Genomic DNA, 24,944 nt, shown 5'->3' with positions numbered 1-24,944 from the left:
TGGGTAGTGCTGCGGTGCGCGGGGGGTAGCGTCGCCCGCGCATCGCTGCAGTGCCCAGGCGGCCCGGAGGCCGAAGGGGAGCCATCGGTGGTGCACACAGGTGCCGGAAGGCGCGTAACCTTGATGCGCACGTCTCGGCTCGTTCCCCCAGTTGACCCGCACCTCGAGTCTCGGAGCCTGGAGACTGCAGAAGGACTCTCTTGAGCGACGAATGCAAACACGGTTTCGACAACGGCCTCTGTGCGACGTGCTTCCCACCGCCTCCGCGTGAGGTGCCGGCCGAGGCAGCTCCAGCCCCGCGCGTCCGTCGTTCGACCGTCGCGCCGTCACTCCGTGAACCGGCTCCGACCCGTGTGCGCACGGCCGCCACGGTGAAGACCGCGGCGAAGGCGGCTGCGTCTCTGCCCGTCGTGCGCGTCGGTGACCAGCGTCTGTATCACGTGACCCACATCCGCAACCTGGAGCAGATCCTCACCTCGGGCCGGATCCTGCCCGCGTCCTCCGAGGAGCTGTCCGACGGTCCGCCCGTCGACATCGCTGCGGCCAGCCATCGGGAGGCCCGTCGCACCGCCGTCATCGCCGGCACCGACGAACTGTCGCCCGCAGACTTCGTCCCGTTCTTCCTCACACCCGATGCCGACCTCTGGGCCGGGATCCGGGCAGGCGAAGGCGACGTCCGGCTCTCCGCTGAAGCGCTCGGGTCCGCGGTGAACGACTACGTCGTCCTCGTGACGACCATCGACGGCGCCTCCGTCCACCCGGGCGAGTTCGATGCGGACACCGGCCGCCCCTCCCGCGGACGCGTGGTCGTCGCCGACGGCGACGCCTCCCACGTGCTCACCAGCATCGGCGCCAACGCGATGACGGCCGACCGCATGGTGCAGCGGTTCGCGACGGACGAGGATCCGGCCGCCTTGCGCCGGGCCGAGGTGCTCGTCGCCGACGCAGTCCCCTTCGACCGCATCACCGTGATCGGCGTCGCCACCGTGAACGTGCGGGAGACCGTCAAGCGCCTCGTGGCCGCAGCTGGTCTGCGCACGAAGGTCGCCGCGTACACGCCGTGGTTCCAAGCGGAGATCGCCGAGTAACGACCGGGTGCCCAGCACGGGCGGACCTCGCCGATCGAGCGGACCGTCCCGCCATCGCCATGGTCGCAGTCTGGGAGACTGACCGCATGCACACCGTCGTGATCGCCCCCGATTCCTTCAAAGGCACCGTCGACGCCGCCGAGGTTGCGACGGCGCTGGCCGAAGGCTGGCGTTCCGTCCGGCCCGACGACGAGGTGCGTCTCCTCCCGATGGCGGACGGCGGCGAGGGCACGCTCGACGCCTTCGCGGTCGCCGTCGCGGGAGCGGTGCGGCACGCGGTGACCGTGACGGGGCCGGTGGGCGCACCCGTCGAGGCGTCCTGGTTGGAGCTGCCCGACGGGACCGCGGTCGTCGAACTCGCCCAGACGAGCGGGCTGACCCTCCTCGACCCGCTCCAGCCGTTCGCCGCGCACACCGTCGGTTTCGGGGAGGCCATCGCCGCAGCGCTGGACGCCGGCGCACGACGGCTCCTGCTCGCGATCGGCGGCAGTTCGAGCACCGATGGCGGGACAGGGCTCCTCGGTGCGCTCGGTGCGCGGTTCCTCGACGCGGACGGTTCCGACACCGCCCTCGGGAACGCCGGCCTCGCGGAACTCGCGACCATCGACGTGTCGGGCTTGCGGGCACTCCCGCCGGGCGGTGCGCTCGTCCTGAGCGACGTCACCAACCCGTTGCTCGGCGCACGAGGAGCCGCGTCGGTCTTCGGGCCGCAGAAGGGCGCGACCCACGAGGACGTCGCCGTGCTCGAGGCGAACCTCGCGCGTCTCGTCGACCGGGCTGCGGCGGCGGCCGTCGACCCGTCGGGCCGTGTTGCGGTGGCACCGGGTGCCGGAGCCGCCGGGGGTGCGGGCTACGGGCTCCTGTTGTGGGGCGCGACGGCGTCATCCGGCGCGAGCGGGGTGGGGGAGGCGATCGGCCTGCCTGCCGCTGCCGCCGCTGCGACCGTCGTCGTCACTGGCGAGGGACGCTACGACGATCAGACCGCCGATGGCAAGGTCGCGTCCTACGTCGCGGGTCTCGCACCGGGGCGCGCGATGCTGGTCGCCGGCATGATCCAGGCTCCCACCGAGGGCGTGTTCATCGCCGCCGCATCGCTCACCGAGCTTGCGGGAGGGGTGGCTGCCGCGATGGCCGCGCCGCTCGTCCACCTCCGCTCCGCGGGAGCGGCGCTCGCCGAGCAGTCGGACACCTGAGCTGCGCTGCGGAGCTGTACGCGGGATCCACCTCGACGGGCTCGGTGACCGGGGAGGTTCCGTGGTCCGTCGGGTGCGGTCCCTGCGCCTGTCGACAGGCGGTGGCTCAGGCGCGGCGGGCGGCGTACTGCGCGCGGGCGACGCCGGAGCCGGAGTCGGCGTGCGACGGTGCAGCGTCGCCCGTGCCCTCGACCGGCCAGGACGGACGGACTCCGGTCAGCGCCCACGCCGCCTGGACCGCTCCGCCGTCTGCGACGTACTCGCCGGGAGCCGGAACGACGACCGGCACGCTGAAGACCTCGCGGGCGATCGCCTGCACGGCCGGGTTCTGCGCGGCACCACCGATGAGGAGCACTCGCTGCGCGACCACGCCCTGCGACAAAACGGCGTCGAGACCGTCGGCGAGCCCGCACAGCAGCCCCTCGATCGCCGCGCGGGCCAGGCCGTCGCGCGTCGTCGACTCGAGGGACATGCCGAACAGTGTCGCGGTCGCATCGGGAAGGTTGGGGGTGCGCTCGCCCTCGAAGTAGGGCTGGAGGACGAGGCCGCGCGCGCCGGCGGGAGCCGCGAGTGCGAGGCGACCGAGTTCCTCATGGTCGACGCCGAGCAGGGACGCGACCGAGTCGAGGATGCGGGCCGCGTTGAGGGTCGCGATCAGGGGCAGGAAGGCGCCGTCGGCCGAGGCGAAGCCGGCGACCGTTCCCGACGCATCGCGCACCGCGGTCGGTGTGACGGCGAACACGGTCCCGCTCGTCCCGATCGAGACGACGACGTCTCCGGCACTGGCACCGAGGCCGAGGGCGGCACCCGCGTTGTCGCCGGCACCCGGCCCGATGACGGTGTCGGGGCCGACAGGGCCACCGGCGACACCGGTGCCGGCGGACTCCCCGGGACCCAGCACGCGCGGCAGGACCGCGTCATGGCCGAGCGCCGCGATGAACAGCTCGCGGTCGTACGACTCGGACCCCGGTGACCAGTAGCCCGTGCCGGAGGCATCGGACCGGTCAGTGGTGAGTTCGTCGAGGTCGGCACCGAGCGGGCTGTCGTCCGCCGGACCGAATCCGCGCAGACGCCAGGTGAGCCAGTCGTGGGGGAGCGCCACTGCAGCGACGTCGGCGGCGTTCGCCGCTTCGGCGTCTCGCAGCCAACGGAGCTTGGTGATGGTGAAGGAGGCGACCGGGACGCACCCGGTGCGCTCGGCGAGCTCGGCTGCACCGAACTCGGCGATGAGGTCGGTCGCAGCACCGGCGCTCCGGGTGTCGTTCCAGAGGAGCGCCGGGCGGATGACCTGGCCGTCGCTGTCCAGCGCGACCATGCCGTGCTGCTGCGCTGCGACCGACACTGCCGCCACGTCGGTCAGCCCGCCGGCGGCGTCGATCGCCTCGAGGAGCGCTGTCCACCAGGCTGCCGGGTCGACCTCGGTGCCTGCGGGGTGTGAGGAGCGTCCCTCGCGCACCAACGCTCCGGTGTCGGCGTCACGGATGACGACCTTGCAGCTCTGGGTGGACGAATCGATGCCGGCGACGAGCGTCATCGCTCTCCCTTTCAACGTGGTGGTGGTTCGGTGTGCAGTGCATCCTCACACGGAACGGCGTCCCAGGTCCTGATCCTCGCGGATCCGGAGCTGGGACGCCGTTCGCATCGGCGCCGAGTGTCGCGGGCGCTTCGTGCGGGACCGACGGACGGTTACGAGCGGACGCCGGTGAGGTGGTCGACGGCGAGCTGCTGCAGGCGCACGAAGCCGAAGCCCTTGCCGCCGAAGTACGCGTTCGCGTCGAAGTCCTCGTACGCCGAGCGGTCGGCGAGCAGCTGCTCCACGGTCTCGCCCGGGTTCAGCGTGGGTTCGCGCAGCTCGGGGACGCGCGCGGCCGCGAGGGCCTCCTGCACCTCGGGGTCGGCGCGGAACGCCTCGGCACGCTCCTTGAGGAGGAGGTACATGCGCATGTTCGCGGCAGCCGAGTCCCAGACGCCCGTGATGTCCTCGGTGCGGCTCGGCTTGTAGTCGAAGTGACGCGGGCCGTCGTACGCCGGGCCACCGTTCACTCCACCGTGCTCGAGGAGGTCGACGAGCGAGAAGGCGTTCTGGAGGTCGCCGTGACCGAACACGAGGTCCTGGTCGTACTTGATGCCGCGCTGGCCGTTGAGGTCGATGTGGTAGAGCTTGCCCTGGTAGAGGGCCTGAGCGATGCCTGCCGTGAAGTTCAGACCCGCCATCTGCTCGTGGCCGACCTCCGGGTTGATGCCGACGAGCTCGGGACGCTCGAGCGTCTCGATGAAGGCCATCGCGTGGCCGAGCGTGGGCAGCAGGATGTCGCCGCGGGGCTCGTTGGGCTTCGGCTCGATCGCGAAACGGATGTCGTAGCCCTTGTCGGTGACGTAGTCGCCGAGGAGGTTGACGGCCTCGCGGTACCGCTCGAGCGCAGCTTGGACGTCCTTCGCGGCGTCGTACTCGGCGCCCTCTCGGCCACCCCACATGACGAAGGTCTTCGCGCCGAGCTCAGCGGCGAGGTCGAGGTTGCGGATGACCTTGCGGAGCGCGAAGCGGCGGACGGCTCGGTCGTTGGAGGTGAAGCCGCCGTCCTTGAAGACCGGGGCGCTGAAGAGGTTGGTGGTCACCATCGGGACGATGATGCCGGTGTCGGCCATGGCCTGCTTGAGGCGGTCGATCTGCTTCTGGCGCTCGGCGTCCGTGGAGCCGAATGCGAACAGGTCGTCGTCGTGGAAGGTGAGGCCGTAGGCACCGAGCTCGTTCAGGCGGGTGACGGCTTCCACGACATCGAGGTCGGGGCGGGTCGGGCCGCCGAAGGGGTCCGTCCCGTTGTAACCGATGGTCCAGAGGCCGAAGGAGAACCTGTCGGCTTTGGTGGGGGTGATGCTCATGCTGGCAGTCCTTCAGCGTCGTTGGCGATCGGATGATTTGTTGTTAATCACAACTTATAGTCGAGAGTAGCAGATGGCGGCGAGGTCGTCACGTGTTCCTCTGCACGAAATGTTTCGCTATGCTGCTGACAACTTCTCGATGTGGAGACGGCCGCCGGTCCGCCCGTCGAGTGAACGGAGGCGCACGATGAGTGACGGTGACACGGCGACGGTCGGGACCGGAGGGCGGGCGACCCTGACCCGGATCGCACGGGAGGCCTCGGTCTCGGTCTCGACGGCCTCGAAGGTCCTCAACGGCCGACCGGGAGTCTCGCCCGAGACACGCGAGATCGTCGAAGAGCTGCTCGACCGCCACGGCTACAGTCGCCGCGGCGCCGAACTCGCGCAGGGATCGCTCATCGAACTCGTCTTCGAGTACATCGACAGCTCCTGGTCGCTCGAGATCATCCGCGGGGTCGAGAAGGTGGCGCGGCAGCACGGGATGAGCGTCACGCTCACCGAGACCGGCGCGCGCGGCTCGACAGGCGAGGGGTGGGTGGAGGCGATCATCTCGCGGAAACCGGTCGGGGTGATCCTCGTCTTCTCGAACATCGAACCCGCATACCGCCGCCAGCTCCACACGCGCAACATCCCCGTCGTCGTCGTGGATCCCGCGGGCGATCCGGGGCCGGAGGTCCCGGCGATCGGATCGACGAACTGGTCGGGAGGGATGGCGGCCACCCGACACCTCATCGAGCTCGGACATCGCCGGATCGGCCTGATCTCGGGGCCGCAGGACCTCATGTGCTCGCGCGCGAGGGTGTCCGGGTACCGGTCCGCGCTCGAAGAGGCCGGGATCCCGCTCGACGAGTCGATCCTCCGCCGGGGCGAGTTCGTCCCGGAGGCCGGGCGGGTGCTCGCGCTCGAACTGCTGGAGCAGGAGGACCGCCCGACGGCCATCTTCGCCGGCAACGACATGCAGGCGTTCGGTGTCTACGAGGCCGCCCGATCGCTCGGCATCTCGATCCCGGAACAGCTGTCGGTGGTCGGATACGACGACGTGCCGCCGGCGCGCTGGGTGGGGCCCGCGCTCACGACCGTGCGCCAACCGCTCATCGAGATGGCGGAGGAGGCGACCCGCCTGGTGCTGAAGCTCCGATCAGAGACGGTCGACAACGTCCGCCTCGATCTGGCCACGTCCCTCGTCGTCCGAGGCTCGACGGCACCGCCGCCCGTCCCGTCGCCTCGCGAGTCGACGTGAGCGCGAAAAGTTTCCAATGAAGGTGCGCAAGCTTGCGGGGCCGTAGCGCTCGCGGCTAGCTTCTGAGGCATCGCAGCGACGCGCCCCGGACGACCGGAGAGCGCGGCAGCGCCTCAGAGACACGGGAGCAGCACGGCATGGGTGGAAGCGGACGCACGGAACTCCGGGTCGCGATGATCGGCTACGGCTTCATGGGAGCCGCCCACTCGCAGGCCTGGCGGACGGCACCCCGCTTCTTCGCTCTCGATGCGGAGCCCGTCATGGCGACGATCGTCGGCCGCAATCCCGAAGCCCTCGAGGCTGCGCGCGTGAAGTTCGGTTGGGAGAGCTCGTCGACCGACTGGCGGACGGTCATCGCCGACCCGGGCATCGACATCGTCGACATCTGCACCCCGGGCTCCTCCCACGTCGAGATCGCGATCGCCGCCCTCGAGGCGGGCAAGCACGTGCTCTGCGAGAAGCCGCTCGCCAACTCCGTCGAGGAGGCCGAGCTCATGGTGGCCGCCGCCGAGGCCGCCGCCGCGCGTGGCGTTCGTTCGATGGTCGGATTCAGCTACCGCAGGGTGCCCGCCATCGGGTATGCCCGCCAGCTCATCGCCGAGGGCGCGCTCGGCGACATCCGGCAGGTCCGTGCGCTGTACCTGCAGGACTGGTTGAGCGACGCCGACGGTCCGATGACGTGGCGGCTCGACAAGGCGAAGGCCGGTTCGGGTTCCCTCGGCGACATCGGCGCGCACGCGATCGACCTCGTCCAACACCTCACCGGTGCCCGGCTTGACGCGGTGAGCGGCACGCTTGCGACCTTCGTCACCGAACGCCCCCTGCTGGGCGAGACGGTCGGTCTGAGCGGCACCGCCTCGGATGAGCGAGGCGAGGTGACCGTCGACGACGCCGCGTGGTTCACTGCGCGGCTCACCGGCGGACTGGCCGACGGGGCGATCGGCGCCTTCGAGGCCACCCGCTACGCGACCGGCCGGAAGAACGCCCTGCGCATCGAGCTCAGCGGCTCGCGAGGTGCGATCGCCTTCGACCTCGAGTCGATGAACGAGCTCGAGGTCTACGATGCCACCGCCCCTGCCGGCAGACAGGGGTTCACCCGCATCATCGTGACCGAACCCGAGCACCCCTACATGGCGGCGTGGTGGCCCACCGGCCACGGAATCGGCTACGAGCACCCCTTCTCGCACCAGGTGCGCGACCTCGTCCACGCCATCACGTCCGGCATCGATCCGGAGCCGTCCTTCGCCGAGGGGCTGCAGGTGCAGCGGGTGCTGCGCGCCGTCGAAGCCAGTGCGGCGAACGGCAGCGCCTGGACCACCACGAACTGACCACGAACTCACCACGACCGTCCTCCACAGGCAGCGATCCTCGCTCGTCCTCCCGTTTCGGGACCCGCCCGATGCACCACCGATCGGGCACCACACACACTGAGGCACCGACCCGCATCACCACCAGCAGCATCCACCAAGGAGAGAACGCAATGACGCTTCGCACCTCACGCCGCCGCCGCGCCAGACTGGCCGCCGTCGCAATCGGCACCGCAGCCCTCATGCTCGGCGCGACCGCCTGTTCGAGCGGTTCCGGCGCCGCGGCCGGTTCCGCCACCCTCTGGGGGCTCACCGGCACCGACGAGGACACCGTCCTCGGCCCGTCGCTGAAGGACTGGAACGGCGCAAACGCCGACGACCAGATCGCCGCGACCTACTTCCAGAACGATGCGTACAAGACGAAGATCCGCACCGCCGTCGGAGCCGGAAGCGCCCCGACGATCATCTACAGCTGGGCCGGTGGCACCCTGAACTCCTACGTGGACGCAGGCAAGGTCGCCGACATCACCTCGGAGACGGCCGACGCCAAGGGGAAGTTCCTCGAGTCGGTGTGGAACCAGGGCGTCATCGACGACAAGGTCTACGCCGTGCCGATGAACGCCACGACGCCGATCATGTTCTATTACAACAAGGACGTCCTCGACGCCGCGGGTGTCGACGTCCCCACCACCTTCGACGAGATCGTCGACGCCATCCCGAAGCTCAAGGCCGCGGGTGTCGCGCCCTTCTCCCTCGCCGGCGCATCCAAGTGGCCGTCGCTCATGTGGGAGGAGTACCTCGTCGACCGCGTGGCGGGCCCGGAGGCCTTCAACAAGGTCATGGCCGGCGAAGCGGACGCCTGGAGCGACCCGGGCATCATCGAGGCCAACGAGAAGATCCAGGAACTCGTCAAGGCGGGCGCCTTCGTCGACGGCTTCGCCTCGGTCACCGCTGACAGCAACGCCGACGTCGCCCTGCTCTACACCGGCAAGGCGGCCATGATGCTGCAGGGTGCCTGGGTCATGACGACGTTCAAGGAGCAGGCGGCCGACTTCGCCGCGAAGGGACTCGGCTACACGACCTTCCCGGCGGTCACCGGCGGGAAGGGCGACCCGTCGAACATCGTCGGCAACCCCTCCGGCTACTTCTCGATCTCCTCCGCGGCGAGCAAGGAGCAACAGGCGAGCGCGCTGAAGTACCTCACCGAGGGAGTCTTCGACAAGGGCTACATCGACCGCATGGTCGAGACCGGTCAGGTTCCGCCCATCACCGGGATCGACGACCAGATCGCGAAGAGCGGTGGCGACTTCGGGACGACCGTGTACGACCTCTCGAAGAACGCGAAGAACTTCCAGATGTCCTGGGACCAGGCACTCCCGCCCGCACAGGCGACCGCGCTGCTCACGAACCTCGACCAGCTCTTCAACCTGCAGATCACGCCGCAGGAGTTCTCCGACAACATGAACAAGACGATCGGTCAGTGATCCACCCATGACTGCAACCCGTCAGCTGAACGGGGCCCGAGGGGCCGGTGCGGTGGCGAACCGCCGCACCGGCCCCAGCGGCTGGATGGTGGCGCCGGCGCTCGGTTTCTTCCTCGTCTTCGCGATCATCCCGCTCGTCGTCGCCCTGTACCTGAGCTTCACCCGCTGGGACGCGATCAGCGACCCGGCGTGGGTCGGCATCGACAACTGGGCCTCCGTGCTCGTCGACCCGGTCACGATCGACGCCCTCGTGCTGACGCTCAAGGTCATCGTCATCTCCTGGCTCGTCCAGACACCCATCAGCCTCCTGCTCGGCACCTGGACCGCCGGCAAGCAGCGCAACCGAGCCGTGCTCAGCGCCATCTTCTTCCTGCCGCTGCTGCTGTCGTCCGCCGCCATCGCGATCGCGTTCAAGGCGATCCTCGACCCGAACTTCGGCCTGTCGGCCTCGCTCGGCATCCCGTTCCTCAAGCAGGACTGGCTCGGCAACCAGCAGCTCGTCCTGTTCGTGGTGATCTTCATCATCGCCTGGCAGTTCGTGCCGTTCCACACCCTGCTCTTCCAGGGTGGCGTGCGACAGATCCCCGCGTCGCTCTACGAGGCTGCTGAGATCGACGGCGCCGGCACGATCAAGCAGTTCTTCCACATCACGCTGCCGCAGTTGCGTTACACGCTTGTCACCTCGTCGACGCTGATGATCATCGGATCACTCACCTACTTCGACGTGATCTTCGTGCTCACGGGCGGCGTGCCGAGTGCCGGTACCCGCATCCTCCCGATCCTCATGTACGTGACGGGATTCTCAGCCAGCCAGTTCGGCCAGGCCAGCGTCATGGCGATCATCCTGGCCGCGATCGGCCTCGCGATCGCGCTGCTGCTCACCAAGCTGAGCGGCTTCGCGAAGATGGACAGTCAGCAGGAGGGCCTCTGATGTCAGCGACGAACAGACTCACCAAGCCCGGCACGTTGCCGACCGGAAGCCTCGACACCGTCAGCGTCTCGACGGCGGGTTCGAAGCGCGGCCGGCCGTCGCATCACGAATCGCGGGGACGCCGCCCGCGCGGCGCGCGCCGCAAGCCGAACGTCGTCGGCGGGATCGGGGCGTGGATCTGGCTGCTCATCATCGTGCTGCCGATCTACTACATCCTCATCACCTCGGTGCGCCCGCAGGCGGGGTTCTTCTCGAGCAACCAGCTCATCCCGCCAACCGACCCGACGCTCGACGGCTATGCGCTCGTGCTCGAGAGCGACTTCTTCCTGTACCTCGCGAACAGTGCGATCATCACGATCGCGAGCGTCGCCGTCACCGTGTTCGTGTGCATCATGGCCGCCTACGCGATCGTGCGGACGAACTCACGGTTCACCAGGGGAGCGTTCTCGTTCTTCCTGCTCGGGCTCGCGATCCCGCTGCAGGCGACGATCATCCCGCTGTTCTACATGCTCTCGAAGGCGGGTCTCTACGACACCCTGCTGGCGCTCATCCTGCCGTCGATCGGTTTCGCCGTGCCGGTCACCGTGCTCATCCTCTCGAACTTCATCCGGGACATCCCCAAGGAGCTGTTCGAGTCGATGACCGTGGACGGAGCGTCGAGCTGGCGCACCCTCGTCTCGCTGGTGCTGCCGCTGGCCCGCCCCGCGATCGTCACCGTCGGTCTGTACAACGCGCTGAACGTCTGGAACGGCTTCCTGTTCCCACTGGTGCTCACCCAGTCGCCCAGCTACCGCGTGCTCCCGCTGTCGCTCTGGACGTTCCAAGGCTCGTTCAGCGTGAATGTCCCGGCTGTCCTGGCCGCAGTCGTCCTGTCCACCCTTCCGATCTTCATCCTGTACCTGTTCGGCAGGCGACAGCTGATCAGCGGCATGACGGCCGGGTTCAGCAAGTGACCGAGCATGCACGGCCCACCACCCCCGAGAGGAACACATGACTGACAAGCAGGCGCTCGTCGTACGCGGCGGCTGGGACGGGCACATGCCCGTCGAGACCACCGCCGCCTTCATCCCCTTCCTGGAGGCGAACGGCTTCACCGTCCGCGTCGAGGACGGCACCACGGTCTACACCGACGCCGACTACCTCGACACGGTCGACCTCATCGTGCAGATCAACACGATGAACACGATCGAGCCGGAGGAGTTCGCCGGCCTGCAGCGTGCCGTCCTGAACGGGACGGGCATGGCCGGTTGGCACGGGGGCATCGCTGACTCGTACCGCAACAACGCCGACTACCTCCACATGATCGGCGGGCAGTTCGCGCACCACGCGGGCAAGGACCCGGCGGAGCGAACCGGCGAGCAGTCCGACAACTACATCCCGTACACGGTGCACGTCACCGAGTACGGGAGGCAGCACCCGATCATGGCCGGGATCGAGGACTTCGACCTCGTCACCGAGCAGTACTGGGTGCTGAGCGACGAATACAACGACGTGCTCGCGACCACGACCCAGGACGTCCGCCCGTGGGATGCCTGGAACCGTCCCGTGACGGCTCCGGCGATCTGGACGCGTCAATGGGGCAAGGGCCGCATCTTCGTCTCGGCCCCCGGCCACCGCATCGAGATCGTCGAGGATCCGAACGTCCGCACCATCATCGAGAGGGGCCTCCTGTGGGCAGCACGTTGAACGTCGGCGTCATCGGCGTCGGCAACATCTCCAAGCAGTACTTCGCCGAGTTCCCGAAGCTGCCGAACCTGAACCTCGTCGTCGTCGCAGACCTCGACCTCGCGCGAGCCGCCGAGGTGGCCGCGGAGCAGGGGGTGCGCTCGTCGAGCGTCGACGAGCTGCTCACCGACCCCGAGGTGGACGTCGTGCTCAACCTCACGATCCCGGCTGCGCACGCCGAGATCGCCCTGCGCGCCCTCCAAGCAGGGAAGCACGTGTACGGCGAGAAGCCGCTCGCGCTGTCGACCGCTGAGGCCCGGCCCGTGCTCGAGCTGGCCGCCGCACAGGGGCTCCGTGTCGGCAGCGCGCCTGACACCGTGCTCGGCTCGGGGATCCAGACAGCCCTCGCCGTCTTGGACAGCGGGGCGATCGGTCGTCCGATCGCTGCGGCGGTCGCCTGGAGCGCGGCCGGTCACGAGCTGTGGCACCCCGCACCCGCGTTCTACTACCAGCCGGGTGGCGGACCGCTGCTCGACATGGGCCCGTACTACCTGACGAGCCTCGTGTCGTTCTTCGGGCCCGTCGTCCGGGTGTCCGGAGCCGTCGCACGCTCGGACCGTGAGCGTTCGGTCGCCACCGGTCCGCTCGCCGGCACGCCCATCCCTGTGCACGACGACGTCGACACGCACGTGACGGCGATCCTCGAGCACGCGAACGGTGTGGTGTCGACCGTGACGGTCTCCTTCGAGGTGTGGGCGAGCCGCACGCCGCTCTTCGAGGTGTACGGCACCGCTGGGACCGTCGCCGTGCCCGACCCGAACCGGTTCTCGGACACGGTGGAGATCGCGACGGCTGACGACCGTACCTGGCGTGCGGTGCCCGACAGCGCCGGTTTCGTCGACGCCGGTCGGGGGGTCGGTCTCGCCGACCTGGCCTCGGCGATCGACGAGGAGCGACAGCACCGGGCCTCCGGTGATCTCGCGTTCCATGTCCTCGAGATCATGGAGACGATCATCGTCGCTGGTCGTGAGCACCGCGTCGTGGAGCTCACGAGCACGGTGGAGCGTCCGGCGCCTGTGCCGCTCCCCGAGGCGGTGCGCGCCGGCACGTAGCGCGCTCGGGCCGTTCACAACTCCTGCGATCCTGGCTCGGTTCGCGGTTCTGCCGGTTGCATCAGGTACCAATCCCGGCCCTGGGGGCGGGAGGCAGGAGTTGTGGACGGCCGGCTGCCGAGCACACGCATCGGTGCCTGAGCGCTCGACAGCTGGTTCCATGCGCACAACTCCTGCTGCGCCGGTGGAGGCTACCGCTCGACCCCCGGACACCTGCGCACGCGGGCGCTCCGGGATCAGGGCCGCAGGAGTTGTGTGAAGGTGCTCCTCAGTAGTTCACCGGGCGACCGGGACGATCCGGACGTCCGAGAGCGCGCCGTCCTCGACACGCGCGGTCATCATCGTGCACTCCGGTTGCCGCCGTCGATCGGTCGGCGACCCGGGGTTCAGCAGGCGCAGACCGGCAGGGGAGACCGAGTCCCACGGGATGTGGCTGTGGCCGAAGACGAGCACGTCGGTGTCGGGGTAGGCGGCGTCCGCGCGTTGCTCGCGGCCCGCCGCGGAACCGGTCTCGTGGACGACCGCGAACCGCAACCCGTCGACGACGAAGCGCGCCACCTCGGGCAGGCGGGCACGGAGTTCCGGGCCGTCGTTGTTCCCGAAGACACCGATGAGCCGCGCTGCGCGCGCATCGAGGGCGTCGAGCGTGGCCTCGTCCACCCAATCGCCCGCGTGCACGACGAGGTCCGCGGCATCGACGGCCGTCCAGACCTCTTCCGGCAGAGCGCGCGCCCGTTTCGGCAGGTGCGTGTCGGAGAGGAGCAGCAGCGAGGTCGACATGGGCTCCATTCTCCGCCTTCCGACGCTCGCACCCGTCCGCGGGCTCGGGGAGTGAGCGTCGGTCCCTGCGCCTGTCGAAGGGCGCGCCTTGACAGGCTCGGCGACCGGCGACCGGCGACCGGCGACCGGCGACCGGCGACCGGCGACCGGCGACCGGCGACCTGGGCCGGTGACCGGTGACCGGTGACCGGCGGCCAGTGACCTGGGCCAATGACCAGTGACCGGCGACCGGTGTCCAGTGACCTGGGCCGGTGACCAGTGACCGGTGTCCGGTGCCCAGTGACCGGCGACCGGCGGCCAGTGACCTGGGCCAGTGTCCAGTGACCTGGGCCAGTGCCCAGTGCCCAGTGCCCAGCGCCCAGTGACCGGAGGCTGGCGCACAGCACGCTCGGCTACAGTTGGCGCATGCCAGACACCGACCTGCGCTTCTCCGGACGGATCGCCGGGTACGGCACCACCGGCGGCGTCCGTATCGTGCTCGGGCTCTGGTCGCGCTCACCCTTCGGGAGCTTCGCGGACGCCATGATCGAGGACTCCCGAGGCAGAAGACTGCTCCTCGCCCCGACGCAGGAGATCGGCGACTTCATCTCCGCGACCTACACCTTCGACGAGGTCGAGATCGGCACGGTCGGCTGGACCCGTCTGCCCACCGGCCTGCGGTTCGTCGGCGGGCCGCTCGATACGACCCTGCGCATCGGTACTAGTTCGCCGCTCGGTCGGGCGCTCCGCGTGGTGCCGAAGCCGCTCGCCGTGCACCCGGCCTGGTTGCAGGCGATCGACCCGGTCGCACGCGTCCTGCAACCCGGTGCCCGGACCGCCGGATCCGCCGGTAACGGGCGTCGCGAGTACTACGGCGTGACGGGCGCTCGCCGCATCACCTCGGTGAGCGCGAGCTGGTCGGGTTCCGACCTCGGCTCGCTCGCACGGCTCGACCCACCCGTGCGCTTCGGATTCGGTTCGGCGCCCGCCGACCCCCACCTCGTCGACATTGTGACCACGGTTCGCGAACCCGCGTGACGCGCCGCAACTTCTGTTCGCAATTCAGGGAATCTGGCCTCGCGATGTCCGTGATGTCCGATTCCCGCTCGTCTTCTCGGCGAGTCGGAGGGCGCGGACGGAAGTTCCCTGAATTCTGAACACAGGCGATTTGTTGGCGAGAACCACAAAAGGCTTGCGCGCGCAGCGTCTGTCGCTTAGGCTCCTGGTCGTAGCAATCGAAACGTATCGACGATGGAGTCCCGAATGGTCAGTATTCACGACGTGGCGCAGGCCGCGGGTGTCTCGATCAGCACGGTCTCGTACGCCCTCACCGGCAAGCGGTCGATCACGGAGGGCACGAGGCTCAGGGTCGAGGAAGCGGCGAACGCCCTCGGCTACCGGGCCAACGCCGGCGCGCGGATGCTCAAAGGTGCGCGGACCAACCTCCTCGCGCTGAGTGCCCCGCTCCATGCCGGCACCTACGCGCCCGCCCACATGGCGTTCGTCCTCGGTGTGGTGAACGCCGCCCGAGAGTACGACTACGACGTCGTCCTCCTCACGCAGGATGACGCGATCGACGGCCTGCGGCGGGTGTCCCAGTCCTCCTTGGTCGACGGCATCGTGCTCCTCGACGTCTCCACCGTCGACGAGCGTGCGGGTCTCGTGCGTGAGCTCGGCGTCCCGGCCACCGTCATCGGCGTCCCCGGCGACACCGAGGGGCTCGTCTGCGTCGACCTCGACTTCGAGCGGGCAGCGTGGCTGGCGGTCGAACGACTCGTCGCGCTCGGTCACCGCCGCATCGCGTGCATCGGCCAGTCACCCGCCATCTACGAGCGCGGGTCGAACTTCCCGCCGCGGTTCCGCGACGCCTTCCTGGCTGCCTGCGCGGCGAACGGTATCGATGCGGTGTTCGAGCCATGTGTCGAGGATGCCGTGAGTGTCGCGCGTGTGATCGACCGGGTCACTGAACGCCTCGGCGCGGCACCGACCGCGCTCGTGTTCCAGACCAATGAACCCGTCCAAGCCATGGCGCTCGACCTGCTCGGTCGGCGCGGCGTGCGGATCCCGGAGGAGCTCTCCGTGATCTCGGCGTGCTCCAGCTTCGAGACCTCGCATCTCGAACCGGCCCTCGACGTCATCCCGTTGCCGGCCGAACAGTCCTGTGCGCGAGCCATCGCGCTCACCATGCGGCAGTTGGACGGAACCGTGCTGCCGCACGTCGAACTCATCGAACCCTGGTTCGTCGAGTACGGCTCCGTCGCGGGTCCACCCGCCGACTGACCTTGCCCACCACGCCGCCTGAGGCGTCCGGACGCGCATCATCGAAACGTTTCGACAGTACGACACGCAGCACGACACGCACCCCGACACACAGCACCACCCAACGATCGCGGCTCATGCCGCCCTACGAGGAAGTAGACCCATGCGAACCAGCAGAATCCTGACCGCCGTGGCAGCCATCGGTGTGAGCGCTCTCGCGCTCTCCGGCTGCGCGGCCGGCGGCTCGTCCGAAGGTGACGGGAACACCCTGAAGCTCTGGCACTTCGAGAGCGAGACCAGCGCGATGGGCATCGCTTGGGACGAGGCCATCAAGGTCTTCGAGAAGGAGACCGGCGCCAAGGTCGAGTTCGAGGAGAAGAGCTTCGAGCAGATCCGCTCCACCGCGAGCCAGGTGCTCAACTCCAACGAGGCCCCCGACATCCTCGAGTACAACAAGGGCAACGCGACCGCCGGTCTGCTCGCCAGCCAGGGCCTCCTCTCGAGCCTCGACGACGCGGTGAAGAAGTACGGCTGGGACGACAAGCTCTCGCCGTCGCTGCAGACCACGGCGCGCTACGACGAGAACGGCATCATGGGCTCGGGCGACTGGTACGGCGTGCCCAACTACGGCGAGTTCGTCCAGGTGTACTACAACAAGGACATGTTCGCGGCGAACGGTGTGGCCGTCCCGACGACCATGCCCGAGTTCGAGGCCGCACTGCAGACGTTCGCCGACAAGGGCATCACCCCGCTCGCCGAGAGCGCGCAGGAGTACCCGCTCGGCCAGCTCTGGTACCAGCTCGCGCTCACGAAGGCCGACCGCGACTGGGTCGACGACTACCAGCTCTACACGAACCCGGTCGACTGGAACGACGAGGCCATCACCTACGGCACCGAGACGGTGAAGGACTGGACGGACAAGGGCTACATCGCCCAGGACGCCAGCGGCTTCAAGGCCGAGGACGCCGGGACCGCCTTCATCAACGGCACCTACCCGATCTTCGTGTCGGGCAGCTGGTGGCAGGGTCGCTTCGCCACCGACATCACCAGCTACGACTGGGGTTCCTTCCTGTTCCCCGGCACGACGTTGACGCCCGGCTCCGCCGGCAACATGTGGGTCATCCCGGAGAACGCGAAGAACAAGGAGCTCGCAGAGCAGTTCATCGACATCACGCTGCGTCCTGAGATCCAAGCCCTCATCGGAAACAACGGCGGTGTGCCGGTCGCGGCCGACGCAGCCGACATCACCGACCCGAAGAGCCAGGAGCTCATCGCCAACTTCAACACGGTGAACGACAACGACGGTCTGGCCTTCTACCCGGACTGGCCGACGCCGACCTTCTACGACCAGCTGAACGCCGGTCTGCAGGAGCTCATCAACGGGACGAAGACACCGGCCGAGGTGCAGGAGCAGCTCGGTGAGCAGTACCAGTCGGGCGTCGACGACATCATCGGCTAGCCCCACCTGCCCCACCTCCACCGGGCATGTGCCGGAACACCGGGCACGCCCTGCACGACCTGCCGCGAGACCGCAGGAGTGCCGGCGGCTCCGGCACGTGCCCGAGAGACATCCCACGAACACGCATCACCCAGCAGAGAGGAGCCACGATGACAGCCGCACCGAACACGGAAGCCGTGGTCACCCGAGGGGCACCGGTCGCCCGCAGACGAGCGGCGCAGAGCCTCATTCCCGGCAGTCGGCCGAACCGCTTCTGGCCGTACCTCATCCCAGGGCTCCTCCTCATCACGGTCATCGTCATCGTGCCGCTCGGGTGGAACATCTACCTCACCTTCACCAAGTACCGGGGCATCAAACCGCCGGAGTGGATCGGCCTCGACAACTGGGTGAAGCTCGCCGGAGACGGCGTCTTCTGGACCTCCTTCGGCAACTCGATCGCCATGATCGTCGCCATGGTCGTCGTTCCGACGCTCGCCGGACTGGTCCTCGCGGCCATGCTGTTCGACCTCGTCGGGAAGAAGTTCGGCGGCAGGATCGCGAGCTTCCTCCGCGCCACGTACTACCTGCCGCAGATCCTCCCGGCCGTCATCGCGGCGATCGTCATCGGGTGGATCCTGCGCCCGCAGAACGGTGCACTCAATCAGATCCTCGACGCGATCGGGCTCGGGGCCCTGCAGCACAACTGGCTCGGCAGCCCGGACACGGCGCTCCCGAGCATCATGGTGATCATGGTCTGGGTGCAGCTCGGCTACCCGATCGTCATCTTCATGGCGGCCCTGCAGCGCGTCGATCCCGAGCTCTACGAGGCGGCGGAACTCGACGGCGCCGGTTGGTTCCAGCGGTTCCGCGCGATCACCGTCGGCATCATCCGCCCGGAGATCTTCGTCGTGACGCTCACCTGCACGATCGCGGCCCTCAAGGTCTTCGGTCCGGTCTACACCCTGACCGGTGGTGGGCCAGGCACGTCGACGATCGTGCCCGCGTACTACGCGTACACCGAGTTCTTCCAGTCCCAGCAGGTGGGGTACGGCGCGACCATCGCGACCGCGCTCACCGTCGTCATCGCCGCCGTGTCGATCGTCTTCATCCTCGTGCAGACGCGACTCGAGCGACGCGAAGAGGAGCACTGACCATGTCGGCCAGAACCGAAGACCCCCGGGCCATGATCCCGGGCCGAGTCGTGCAGAACACCACGGACCAGGCTCCCGCCGTGCAGCGGCCCCCGAAACGGCGCAAGGGAGCGAAGAAGAAGACCGCCGGCGACTGGCTGATCCTCGCCATCGCGATCCTCATCGGCGTGTTCATCGCCGTGCCGTTCCTGCTCATCCTCGTCAACTCGTTCAAGTCGCCCGCGGACTACTCAACGAGCGGCCCGCTCACCCTGCCGACCGAGGTCTACACCGACGGTCTGGTGAACTTCTGGAACCGGGTGAACTTCCCCGAGAAGCTCTGGAACAGCATCTTCATCTCGGGTGTCGTCGCGATCCTCGCGGTCGGCATCTCGATGTTGAACGCCTTCGCGCTCGGCATCGGCCGGGTGAAGGGACGCACCTGGATCGTGGTCCTCATCCTGTTGGCGAACATGCTGCCGCAGGAGGTGCTCCTCTACCCGCTGTACTTCATGTTCAAGCAGGTGGGCCTGTACGACAACGTGTGGAGCGTCATCATCATCTTCACGGTGATCCAGTGCGCCTTCGGCACCTACCTCCTCTCGAGCGTCTACGGCACCTTCCCGAAGGAGATCCTCGAGGCCGCATCGCTCGACGGTGCCGGTCGCTGGCGGATCCTCACCCGCGTGGTGTTCCCGATCTCGCGTCCGACGCTCAGCGTGCTGCTGATCTTCTTCTTCATCTGGACGTGGAACGAGTTCCTCATCCCGCTCACCTTCCTCGTCAGCAACGCGAACCAGACCGTGCCGGTCGCGATCAGCGTGTTGCAGGGCGACCGACTCATGGACGTCACGACGACGAGCGCCTCAGCCCTCCTCGGGCTCATCCCCACGCTCGTGTTCTTCCTCATCTTCCAACGCACCCTCACCAGGGGCATCACCGCAGGAGCAGTCAAGTAACGATGAAATTCACCGACGGATTCTGGCACACCCGCCCACTAGTCGACGCCCGCTATGCGCAGGAGGCCTATGACCTCGACGCCTCGGCGGACGGCCGGTCGCTCATCGTCAGCGCTCCGACGAAGGTCATCACCGGCCGGGGTGACACCCTCAACCGCACGCTGCTGACGGTCACGCTCTCCTCGCCGCTGGACGGGGTGATCTCTGTGCGGGTGGACCACCACACGGGCGCGCGTCGGAGCCCCGGCTTCGAGCTCGTCGGTGCGACCGCGGGCGGTGTCGGGGAGGTGTCGATCGACGAGACGGGCGGGTCGCTCACGAGTGGCCGGCTGACGGCTCGGGTGACGGCGGGTGCGCCCTGGTCGCTGGAGTTCCTGGAGGACGGCAAGCCCATCACCTCCAGCGGACCGAAGTCCATCGCGCTCGTCGACCTCGCGGACGGCGCACCCGTCACGACCGAACCCGCCGGTGTGGCCGGCGTCACAACGACCGGTCTCGCTGCGCCGGGGTCGTACGTGCACGCGCAGCTGTCGATCGGTGTCGGCGAGCTCGTCTACGGCCTGGGGGAGCGGTTCGGTCCGTTCGTGAAGAACGGCCAGACGGTCGACATCTGGAACGCCGACGGCGGCACCTCCAGTGAGCAGTCCTACAAGAACGTCCCCTTCTACCTCACGAACCGCGGCTACGGCGTGCTCGTCAACCACCCGGAGCACGTGTCGTTCGAGGTGGGGACGGAGTCGGTGGAACGCGTGCAGTTCTCGGTCGCCGGTTCCTCGCTCGAGTACCTCGTGTTCGCCGGGCCGACACCGAAGGACGTGCTCGAGCGCTACACGACGCTCACCGGGCGTCCGGCGCGGGTCCCGGCATGGTCGTACGGCCTCTGGCTGTCGACCTCGTTCACCACGGAGTACGACGAGGAGACCATCGGGCGCTTCATCGACGGGATGGCCGAACGCCGGTTGCCGCTCAGCGTCTTCCACTTCGACTGCTTCTGGATGCGCGAGTTCAACTGGACGGACTTCGAGTGGGACGCGCGGGTGTTCCCGGACCCCGAGGGCATGCTCGCGCGCCTCCACGAGCGCGGCCTCAAGGTGAGCGCGTGGATCAACCCGTACATCGGGCAGCGTTCCGTGCTCTTCGCCGAGGCGGCCGACGCCGGCTACCTCGTCCGCCGCGCCGACGGGACCGTCTGGCAGTGGGACATGTGGCAGTCGGGTATGGGCCTCGTCGACTTCACGAACCCCGCGGCGACGGCGTGGTTCCAGGGCAAGATCCGCACGCTCGTCGGCCAGGGCGTCGACGCGATCAAGACCGACTTCGGCGAGCGCATCCCGACGGATGTCGTCTGGCATGACGGGAGCGACCCGCAGGTCATGCACAACTGGTACGCGCAGCTCTACAACGCCGCCGTGTTCGAGGCGCTGGAGGAGGCGTCCGGGGTCGGTGAGGCCGTGCTGTTCGCGCGCTCCGCGACGGTCGGCGGCCAGCAGCAACCGGTGCACTGGGGTGGCGACAACTCGTCGAGCTACGAGTCCATGGCTGAGACGCTGCGCGGTGGGCTGTCGCTCGCGGCGAGTGGTTTCGGCTTCTGGAGCCACGACATCGGTGGCTTCGAGGGCTTCCCCGACCCCGCCGTCTTCAAGCGCTGGCTGGCGTTCGGGCTCATGTCGAGCCATTCGCGGCTGCACGGTTCGTCGAGCTATCGGGTGCCGTGGGCATTCGATGACGGCACCGAGGCACCCGGCCAGAGTGCCGTCGACGTCGCCCGGCGCTTCACGAACCTCAAGCTGCGACTCATGCCCTACCTGTACGAGGTCGGGCTGGAGGCTCACGCGACGGGCATCCCGTTCATGCGCCCCATGCAGCTGGAGTTCCCGGGAGACCCCGCCGTCGACCACCTCGACCGCCAGTACCTCCTGGGCGAGCATCTGCTCGTGGCGCCCGTGTTCAGCGAGGCCGGCGACGTGCAGTACTTCCTGCCCGCCGGCACCTGGACGAACCTCTTGACGGACGAGGTCGTGGCAGGACCCGTCTGGCGGAGCGAACGGCACGACTTCTCCTCGCTGCCGCTGTGGGTGCGCGAAGGGGCCGTGCTCGTGACGGGATCGCGCGACGACCGACCGGATTACGACTACACCGATGCGCCGCTCGTGACCGTCTACCCGGGGCCGGAGGGGACGTCGGGCGTCCGTGTGTCCGACCCGACGGGTGGCGAGGCGGTCACCTTCGAGGTCGTGCGCACTGCGGAGGGGGCTGTCGTGACGGGGCCGGCCGGGCTCGCCTTCACGGCGCGGCTCGCGGGCGGCACCGCGGGCGAGGTCTCATCCGACGCCGGTGTCGCCACACTCACGCGCTAGGCGCGCAGCGAGGAGATCCGCGCCGCAGCAGGACCCTCCCGTGAGGGGTCTCCTGCTGTCGGGCGGATCTCCTGCTGCCCGGTCAGCGGGCGCACACCATCCACACGTCGACCTCGTCCTCCGACTCGAGGGTGAACCCGTGCCGCTCATAGAGGCGCCTGGCTGCCGAGCCCTGCAGGACGTTGAGCCGGAAGGGGCGGTCGTCGGCACGGTCCGTCAGCACCCGGGCGAGGATGGACGTACCGAGGCCTCGTCCCTGGTGGGCGGGGGAGAGGTAGAAGTGCTCGATCCACTGGGCGTCGAGTTCGGGACGCACGGCGACCAGCCCGCTGGCGACCCCGTCGACCTCGATGACCGACGTCAGTTCCGGTCGGTAGGCGTCGAGGAACCGCTGACGGACGCGGGTCTCGTCGAACCGGCCCAGGCGTTCGAGGTCTGCGCGCATCACGACGGCCCTGAGCTCGGCCATCCACGTCGCGTCGTCGGCGGTGGCGGGGCGGAGGGTCCAGGCTTCAGGCATCCTGCAAGTCAAACACACCCGCTCCGCGCAGGAGTCCCGCGCCGCCGGAGGTCGATCGCCGGCGCGTGCTCCTGCCGTCGCGCGAGGTTCCCGCCACGGATAGGGAACACTAGGAGGATCGACCGGAGGATGGGCACGTGAGCGAAGCAGTCAGCACGGGGAGCGGCCTCGACTCGGTGCGCCGCCACAACCTCGGCCGGATCGTCGAACTCGTGCACCAGGGTGGGGTGCAGTCGCGATCCGCGCTCACGAAGGCGACCGGCCTCAACCGGTCCACCGTCGCAGCCCTCGTGACGGAGCTCGCGGCCGCCGGGATCGTCGTCGAGTCGATCCCCGTCGGCGGTCAGGGCGTCGGGCGACCGTCGCCGATGGTCGCCGCTGGCCCCCGTGCCGTGGCGTTCGCCGCCAACCCCGAGCTGGACGCCATCACCGTCGCGGCCGTCCGTCTGGGTGGTGACGTCGTCGAACGGGTGCGCCGCGAGGTCGCGACGACACCGTCCGCCGCTGAGGCGAGCGCGATCATCGCAGAGCTCGTCGAGGAGCTCGCCGCACGGCTGCCCTCCGAAGCGCAGGGCGGCGGCGGGATCGGTCTCGCGATCCCCGGGCTCGTGCGGGACGCGGACGGTGTCGTTCGACTGGCACCGCACCTCGGCTGGGTGGACGAACCCATCGTGGACCGACTGCGCCAGGCGACCGGCCGAGCGGTCTTCGCCGCGAACGACGCCAGCCTCGGGGCCCGGGCCGAACGGACCTTCGGGGCCGGGCGGGGCATCGACGACCTCGTGTACCTGAACGGCGGAGCGAGTGGCATCGGCGGCGGGATCATCGCCGGAGGACGACCGATCGGCGGTGCACGAGGGTACGCCGGTGAGTTCGGGCACACGTCGGCGACTGCCGCCGGGAACGCGCTCGAGGACGCGGTGCGGCGGAGCGAACTGTTGCACGTCGTCGGGCTCACGGCGGGCGATGACGCCGCCCTGGAGGCCGCACTGGCGACCGCGATCGCTGCGGAAGCGTCGGTCGACGAGGGAGTCACCGCGTCCATGCCCGTGGAGGCATATGAACGACAGCGGCCCGTCACGGCAGAGGTCGTCCGGCAGGCGCGCACGCTCGGTCGGGCGCTCGCCGGAACGGTGAACATCCTCGACCCGCAGCTCGTCGTCCTCGGCGGTCACCTCGGGATCGTGCTCGAACTCGCCTCCGACGATCTGCACGACGCGGTCCGGGAGCGAGCCCTCGAGCCGCCGTTCGAGGACGTCGCCATCGTGCGGGCTGCGCTCGGTCAGGACCTGCTGCTCATCGGCGCTGCGGAACTCGCCTTCGACCGTCTGATCGCCGACCCTGCCGCCTGGTAGCGAGGCTTCGGTCCTGAGCGCTCGGTTGTGAGCGCTCGGGCACGGGCTCCGCGCGTGGGCTTCGGGCCAGCGCACCGCGCTGACGCGAGACGTCGCGAACCGGCGCGGGAGCGGGTCGTTGGCGCGAGTGCGGGCCTCCGGAGGGGCGCGCTCGCGTCAGTGGGGCGCGCTCGGGCCAGCGCATCGCGCTGGCCGGCGCGGCTCAGAACGAGGGGGGTGCCGTCGACTTGCGGACGACGAGCTCGGGGTCGATGCTGCCGCGGTAACCGGCCGCTCCGGGCTCGAGGTTGCCCAGCAGCCTCGCGACGCAGCGGCGACCGAGCTCGTCGAAGTCCTGCCGGACGGTCGTGAGCGGCGGCCAGAAGTGCGGCGCCTCGGGGATGTCGTCGAACCCGACGATCGACACATCACGCGGCACGTCGTAGCCCTCATCGCGGATCGCGTGGATCAGCCCCAGCGCCATCTGGTCGTTCGACGAGAAGATCGCCGTGAAGTCGCGCACCCGCATGAGCTCGATCCCCGCGCGATAGCCGAAGTCCGCCGTCCAGTCGCCGAGGATCGGCGCCGTCGTCGGGACGTCCTGGTCGCTCATCTCGGCGAGGAACCCGCGCATGCGGGCCTCTGCCTCGATCCAGTCCTGCGGGCCCGCCAGGTGGTAGATGTTCCGGTGCCCGAGTTCGATGAGATGCCTGGTCGCGAGCCGCCCACCGGCCACCTGGTCGACACCGATCGAATGGTCGTCGAGGTCGCCGCCCGACTGCACCGTGACGAACGGCACCCGGACCTGCAGACCCTCGATCACGCGGACGACGCGCACCTGCGGCGCGATCACGACGATGCCCTCGACCGACTGCGCGAGCAGATGCTCCACCGCGGCCCTGATCGACTCCTCGCCCGTGTCGGGCAGGTTCGCGGTGCTCACGAGGTACCCGGCGTCCTTGCTCGCGTTCTCGATCGCCTGGATCATGCTCGCGGGTCCGTACTGGGACCGTTGGCTGGCCAGCACGCCGATGGTGCGCGAGCGACTCGTGACGAGGGCGCGGGCAGCGCGGTTCGGCCGGTAGTTGAGCTCGTCCATGACGGCGAGCACCCGGTCACGTGTGGAATCACGGATGCTGGGGTGGTTGTTGAGCACACGCGACACCGTCTGGTGGGAGACCCCGGCCAGGCGCGCGACATCGCGGATATTGGGGGCTCGCCCCCGTTCGGCGTCGTCGCTCACGGATTCCTCGGACCTCATGTGCACGGTCACATTCCGTGCTGCACC

General features: G+C 68.9%; 21 protein-coding genes. 16 read left to right on the top strand and 5 right to left on the bottom strand.

The genetic code is table 11. The features are described 5' to 3' along the window. The first annotated feature begins 200 nt into the window (after window positions 1-200). Window positions 201-1,088, top strand: a complete 888-nt coding sequence (locus KXS11_RS07610) for a DarT ssDNA thymidine ADP-ribosyltransferase family protein (RefSeq protein WP_437384959.1) — start codon at window positions 201-203, stop codon at window positions 1,086-1,088. Between the two features lie 86 nt (window positions 1,089-1,174). Next, entirely contained in the window at window positions 1,175-2,281 is a 1,107-nt protein-coding gene (locus KXS11_RS07605) for a glycerate kinase (RefSeq protein ID WP_437384958.1), read from the top strand. A 106-nt stretch (window positions 2,282-2,387) separates the two neighbouring features. Here KXS11_RS07605 and KXS11_RS07600 read toward each other — a convergent pair whose 3' ends face one another. Together KXS11_RS07600 and xylA are read right to left on the bottom strand one after the other, a co-directional pair. Then, window positions 2,388-3,815 (bottom strand): xylulokinase, encoded by a 1,428-nt coding sequence (locus KXS11_RS07600; RefSeq protein WP_437384957.1) that lies wholly within the window; start codon window positions 3,813-3,815, stop codon window positions 2,388-2,390. 152 nt (window positions 3,816-3,967) lie between these two features. Beyond that, window positions 3,968-5,161 carry a xylose isomerase gene (xylA, locus tag KXS11_RS07595; RefSeq protein WP_437384956.1) on the bottom strand — a complete coding sequence of 398 codons (1,194 nt, stop codon included), beginning with the start codon at window positions 5,159-5,161 and terminating at the stop codon, window positions 3,968-3,970. Between the two features lie 187 nt (window positions 5,162-5,348). Here xylA and KXS11_RS07590 point away from each other — a divergent pair, with 187 nt between their 5' ends. From KXS11_RS07590 to KXS11_RS07560, 7 genes are all read left to right on the top strand, one after another. Beyond that, window positions 5,349-6,401 carry a LacI family DNA-binding transcriptional regulator gene (locus KXS11_RS07590; RefSeq protein WP_437384955.1) on the top strand — a complete coding sequence of 351 codons (1,053 nt, stop codon included), beginning with the start codon at window positions 5,349-5,351 and terminating at the stop codon, window positions 6,399-6,401. 137 nt (window positions 6,402-6,538) lie between these two features. Continuing rightward, entirely contained in the window at window positions 6,539-7,729 is a 1,191-nt protein-coding gene (locus KXS11_RS07585) for a Gfo/Idh/MocA family protein (protein WP_437384954.1), read from the top strand. Between the two features lie 152 nt (window positions 7,730-7,881). After that, complete coding sequence (locus KXS11_RS07580) at window positions 7,882-9,192, top strand: extracellular solute-binding protein (RefSeq protein WP_437384953.1); 1,311 nt, start codon at window positions 7,882-7,884, stop codon at window positions 9,190-9,192. A gap of 7 nt (window positions 9,193-9,199) precedes the next feature. Continuing rightward, the gene (locus KXS11_RS07575) at window positions 9,200-10,123 is read left to right on the top strand and encodes a carbohydrate ABC transporter permease (RefSeq protein ID WP_437384952.1); all 924 of its coding nucleotides are present in this window, start codon (window positions 9,200-9,202) and stop codon (window positions 10,121-10,123) included. Then, on the top strand, window positions 10,123-11,076 hold the full coding sequence (locus tag KXS11_RS07570) for a carbohydrate ABC transporter permease (protein WP_437384951.1): 954 nt from the start codon (window positions 10,123-10,125) through the stop codon (window positions 11,074-11,076). Before KXS11_RS07575 ends, KXS11_RS07570 begins: the two co-directional genes overlap by 1 nt. Before the next feature lie 37 nt (window positions 11,077-11,113). After that, window positions 11,114-11,809 carry a ThuA domain-containing protein gene (locus KXS11_RS07565; RefSeq protein ID WP_437384950.1) on the top strand — a complete coding sequence of 232 codons (696 nt, stop codon included), beginning with the start codon at window positions 11,114-11,116 and terminating at the stop codon, window positions 11,807-11,809. Beyond that, complete coding sequence (locus KXS11_RS07560) at window positions 11,794-12,900, top strand: Gfo/Idh/MocA family protein (protein WP_437384949.1); 1,107 nt, start codon at window positions 11,794-11,796, stop codon at window positions 12,898-12,900. The genes KXS11_RS07565 and KXS11_RS07560 overlap by 16 nt, the downstream gene beginning before the upstream one ends. A 276-nt stretch (window positions 12,901-13,176) precedes the next feature. Here KXS11_RS07560 and KXS11_RS07555 read toward each other — a convergent pair whose 3' ends face one another. After that, complete coding sequence (locus tag KXS11_RS07555; RefSeq protein WP_437384948.1) at window positions 13,177-13,680, bottom strand: metallophosphoesterase family protein; 504 nt, start codon at window positions 13,678-13,680, stop codon at window positions 13,177-13,179. 405 nt (window positions 13,681-14,085) lie between these two features. Here KXS11_RS07555 and KXS11_RS07550 point away from each other — a divergent pair, with 405 nt between their 5' ends. The 6 genes from KXS11_RS07550 (at window position 14,086) to yicI (ending at window position 21,802) form a co-directional block, all read left to right on the top strand. Then, window positions 14,086-14,697: a hypothetical protein gene (locus tag KXS11_RS07550; protein ID WP_437384947.1), complete on the top strand. Its 612-nt coding sequence runs from the start codon at window positions 14,086-14,088 to the stop codon at window positions 14,695-14,697. 225 nt (window positions 14,698-14,922) lie between these two features. Then, entirely contained in the window at window positions 14,923-15,939 is a 1,017-nt protein-coding gene (locus tag KXS11_RS07545; RefSeq protein ID WP_437384946.1) for a LacI family DNA-binding transcriptional regulator, read from the top strand. A gap of 142 nt (window positions 15,940-16,081) precedes the next feature. After that, window positions 16,082-17,377, top strand: coding sequence for an ABC transporter substrate-binding protein (locus tag KXS11_RS07540; protein WP_437384945.1), 1,296 nt, complete (start codon window positions 16,082-16,084; stop codon window positions 17,375-17,377). 149 nt (window positions 17,378-17,526) lie between these two features. Next, window positions 17,527-18,507: a carbohydrate ABC transporter permease gene (locus KXS11_RS07535; protein ID WP_437384944.1), complete on the top strand. Its 981-nt coding sequence runs from the start codon at window positions 17,527-17,529 to the stop codon at window positions 18,505-18,507. Between the two features lie 2 nt (window positions 18,508-18,509). After that, window positions 18,510-19,445 carry a carbohydrate ABC transporter permease gene (locus tag KXS11_RS07530; RefSeq protein WP_437384943.1) on the top strand — a complete coding sequence of 312 codons (936 nt, stop codon included), beginning with the start codon at window positions 18,510-18,512 and terminating at the stop codon, window positions 19,443-19,445. Window positions 19,446-19,447: 2 nt separating this feature from the next. Further along, window positions 19,448-21,802, top strand: coding sequence for an alpha-xylosidase (yicI, locus tag KXS11_RS07525; protein WP_437384942.1), 2,355 nt, complete (start codon window positions 19,448-19,450; stop codon window positions 21,800-21,802). 82 nt (window positions 21,803-21,884) lie between these two features. Here the strand turns inward: yicI and KXS11_RS07520 are convergent, their stop codons facing one another. Beyond that, on the bottom strand, window positions 21,885-22,322 hold the full coding sequence (locus KXS11_RS07520) for an N-acetyltransferase family protein (protein WP_437384941.1): 438 nt from the start codon (window positions 22,320-22,322) through the stop codon (window positions 21,885-21,887). Window positions 22,323-22,459: 137 nt separating this feature from the next. On the opposite strand from KXS11_RS07520, the gene KXS11_RS07515 reads away from it, so the two are divergent. Beyond that, entirely contained in the window at window positions 22,460-23,677 is a 1,218-nt protein-coding gene (locus tag KXS11_RS07515; protein WP_437384940.1) for an ROK family protein, read from the top strand. Window positions 23,678-23,879: 202 nt separating this feature from the next. Here KXS11_RS07515 and KXS11_RS07510 read toward each other — a convergent pair whose 3' ends face one another. Next, window positions 23,880-24,917, bottom strand: coding sequence for a LacI family DNA-binding transcriptional regulator (locus KXS11_RS07510; protein ID WP_437384939.1), 1,038 nt, complete (start codon window positions 24,915-24,917; stop codon window positions 23,880-23,882). Window positions 24,918-24,944 lie beyond the last annotated feature (27 nt).

Origin of the sequence: Plantibacter flavus, assembly GCF_051487245.1 — a bacterium.
GTDB classification, from domain to species: Bacteria; Actinomycetota; Actinomycetes; order Actinomycetales; family Microbacteriaceae; genus Plantibacter; species Plantibacter flavus_B.
This window is presented reverse-complemented; position numbering and strand designations above follow the sequence as displayed.

What these genes read in the sequence shown, in the direction of transcription:
- KXS11_RS07570 (WP_437384951.1), top strand. Translation starts at nt 10,123, where the DNA reads ATGTCAGCGACGAACAGACTCACCAAGCCCGGCACGTTGCCGACCGGA.
- KXS11_RS07545 (WP_437384946.1), top strand. Translation starts at nt 14,923, where the DNA reads ATGGTCAGTATTCACGACGTGGCGCAGGCCGCGGGTGTCTCGATCAGC.
- KXS11_RS07550 (WP_437384947.1), top strand. Translation starts at nt 14,086, where the DNA reads ATGCCAGACACCGACCTGCGCTTCTCCGGACGGATCGCCGGGTACGGC.
- KXS11_RS07575 (WP_437384952.1), top strand. Translation starts at nt 9,200, where the DNA reads ATGACTGCAACCCGTCAGCTGAACGGGGCCCGAGGGGCCGGTGCGGTG.
- KXS11_RS07585 (WP_437384954.1), top strand. Translation starts at nt 6,539, where the DNA reads ATGGGTGGAAGCGGACGCACGGAACTCCGGGTCGCGATGATCGGCTAC.
- KXS11_RS07520 (WP_437384941.1), bottom strand. Translation starts at nt 22,322, where the DNA reads ATGCCTGAAGCCTGGACCCTCCGCCCCGCCACCGCCGACGACGCGACG.
- xylA (WP_437384956.1), bottom strand. Translation starts at nt 5,161, where the DNA reads ATGAGCATCACCCCCACCAAAGCCGACAGGTTCTCCTTCGGCCTCTGG.
- KXS11_RS07510 (WP_437384939.1), bottom strand. Translation starts at nt 24,917, where the DNA reads ATGAGGTCCGAGGAATCCGTGAGCGACGACGCCGAACGGGGGCGAGCC.
- KXS11_RS07555 (WP_437384948.1), bottom strand. Translation starts at nt 13,680, where the DNA reads ATGTCGACCTCGCTGCTGCTCCTCTCCGACACGCACCTGCCGAAACGG.
- KXS11_RS07540 (WP_437384945.1), top strand. Translation starts at nt 16,082, where the DNA reads ATGCGAACCAGCAGAATCCTGACCGCCGTGGCAGCCATCGGTGTGAGC.
- KXS11_RS07605 (WP_437384958.1), top strand. Translation starts at nt 1,175, where the DNA reads ATGCACACCGTCGTGATCGCCCCCGATTCCTTCAAAGGCACCGTCGAC.
- yicI (WP_437384942.1), top strand. Translation starts at nt 19,448, where the DNA reads ATGAAATTCACCGACGGATTCTGGCACACCCGCCCACTAGTCGACGCC.
- KXS11_RS07580 (WP_437384953.1), top strand. Translation starts at nt 7,882, where the DNA reads ATGACGCTTCGCACCTCACGCCGCCGCCGCGCCAGACTGGCCGCCGTC.
- KXS11_RS07600 (WP_437384957.1), bottom strand. Translation starts at nt 3,815, where the DNA reads ATGACGCTCGTCGCCGGCATCGATTCGTCCACCCAGAGCTGCAAGGTC.
- KXS11_RS07590 (WP_437384955.1), top strand. Translation starts at nt 5,349, where the DNA reads ATGAGTGACGGTGACACGGCGACGGTCGGGACCGGAGGGCGGGCGACC.
- KXS11_RS07535 (WP_437384944.1), top strand. Translation starts at nt 17,527, where the DNA reads ATGACAGCCGCACCGAACACGGAAGCCGTGGTCACCCGAGGGGCACCG.
- KXS11_RS07530 (WP_437384943.1), top strand. Translation starts at nt 18,510, where the DNA reads ATGTCGGCCAGAACCGAAGACCCCCGGGCCATGATCCCGGGCCGAGTC.
- KXS11_RS07565 (WP_437384950.1), top strand. Translation starts at nt 11,114, where the DNA reads ATGACTGACAAGCAGGCGCTCGTCGTACGCGGCGGCTGGGACGGGCAC.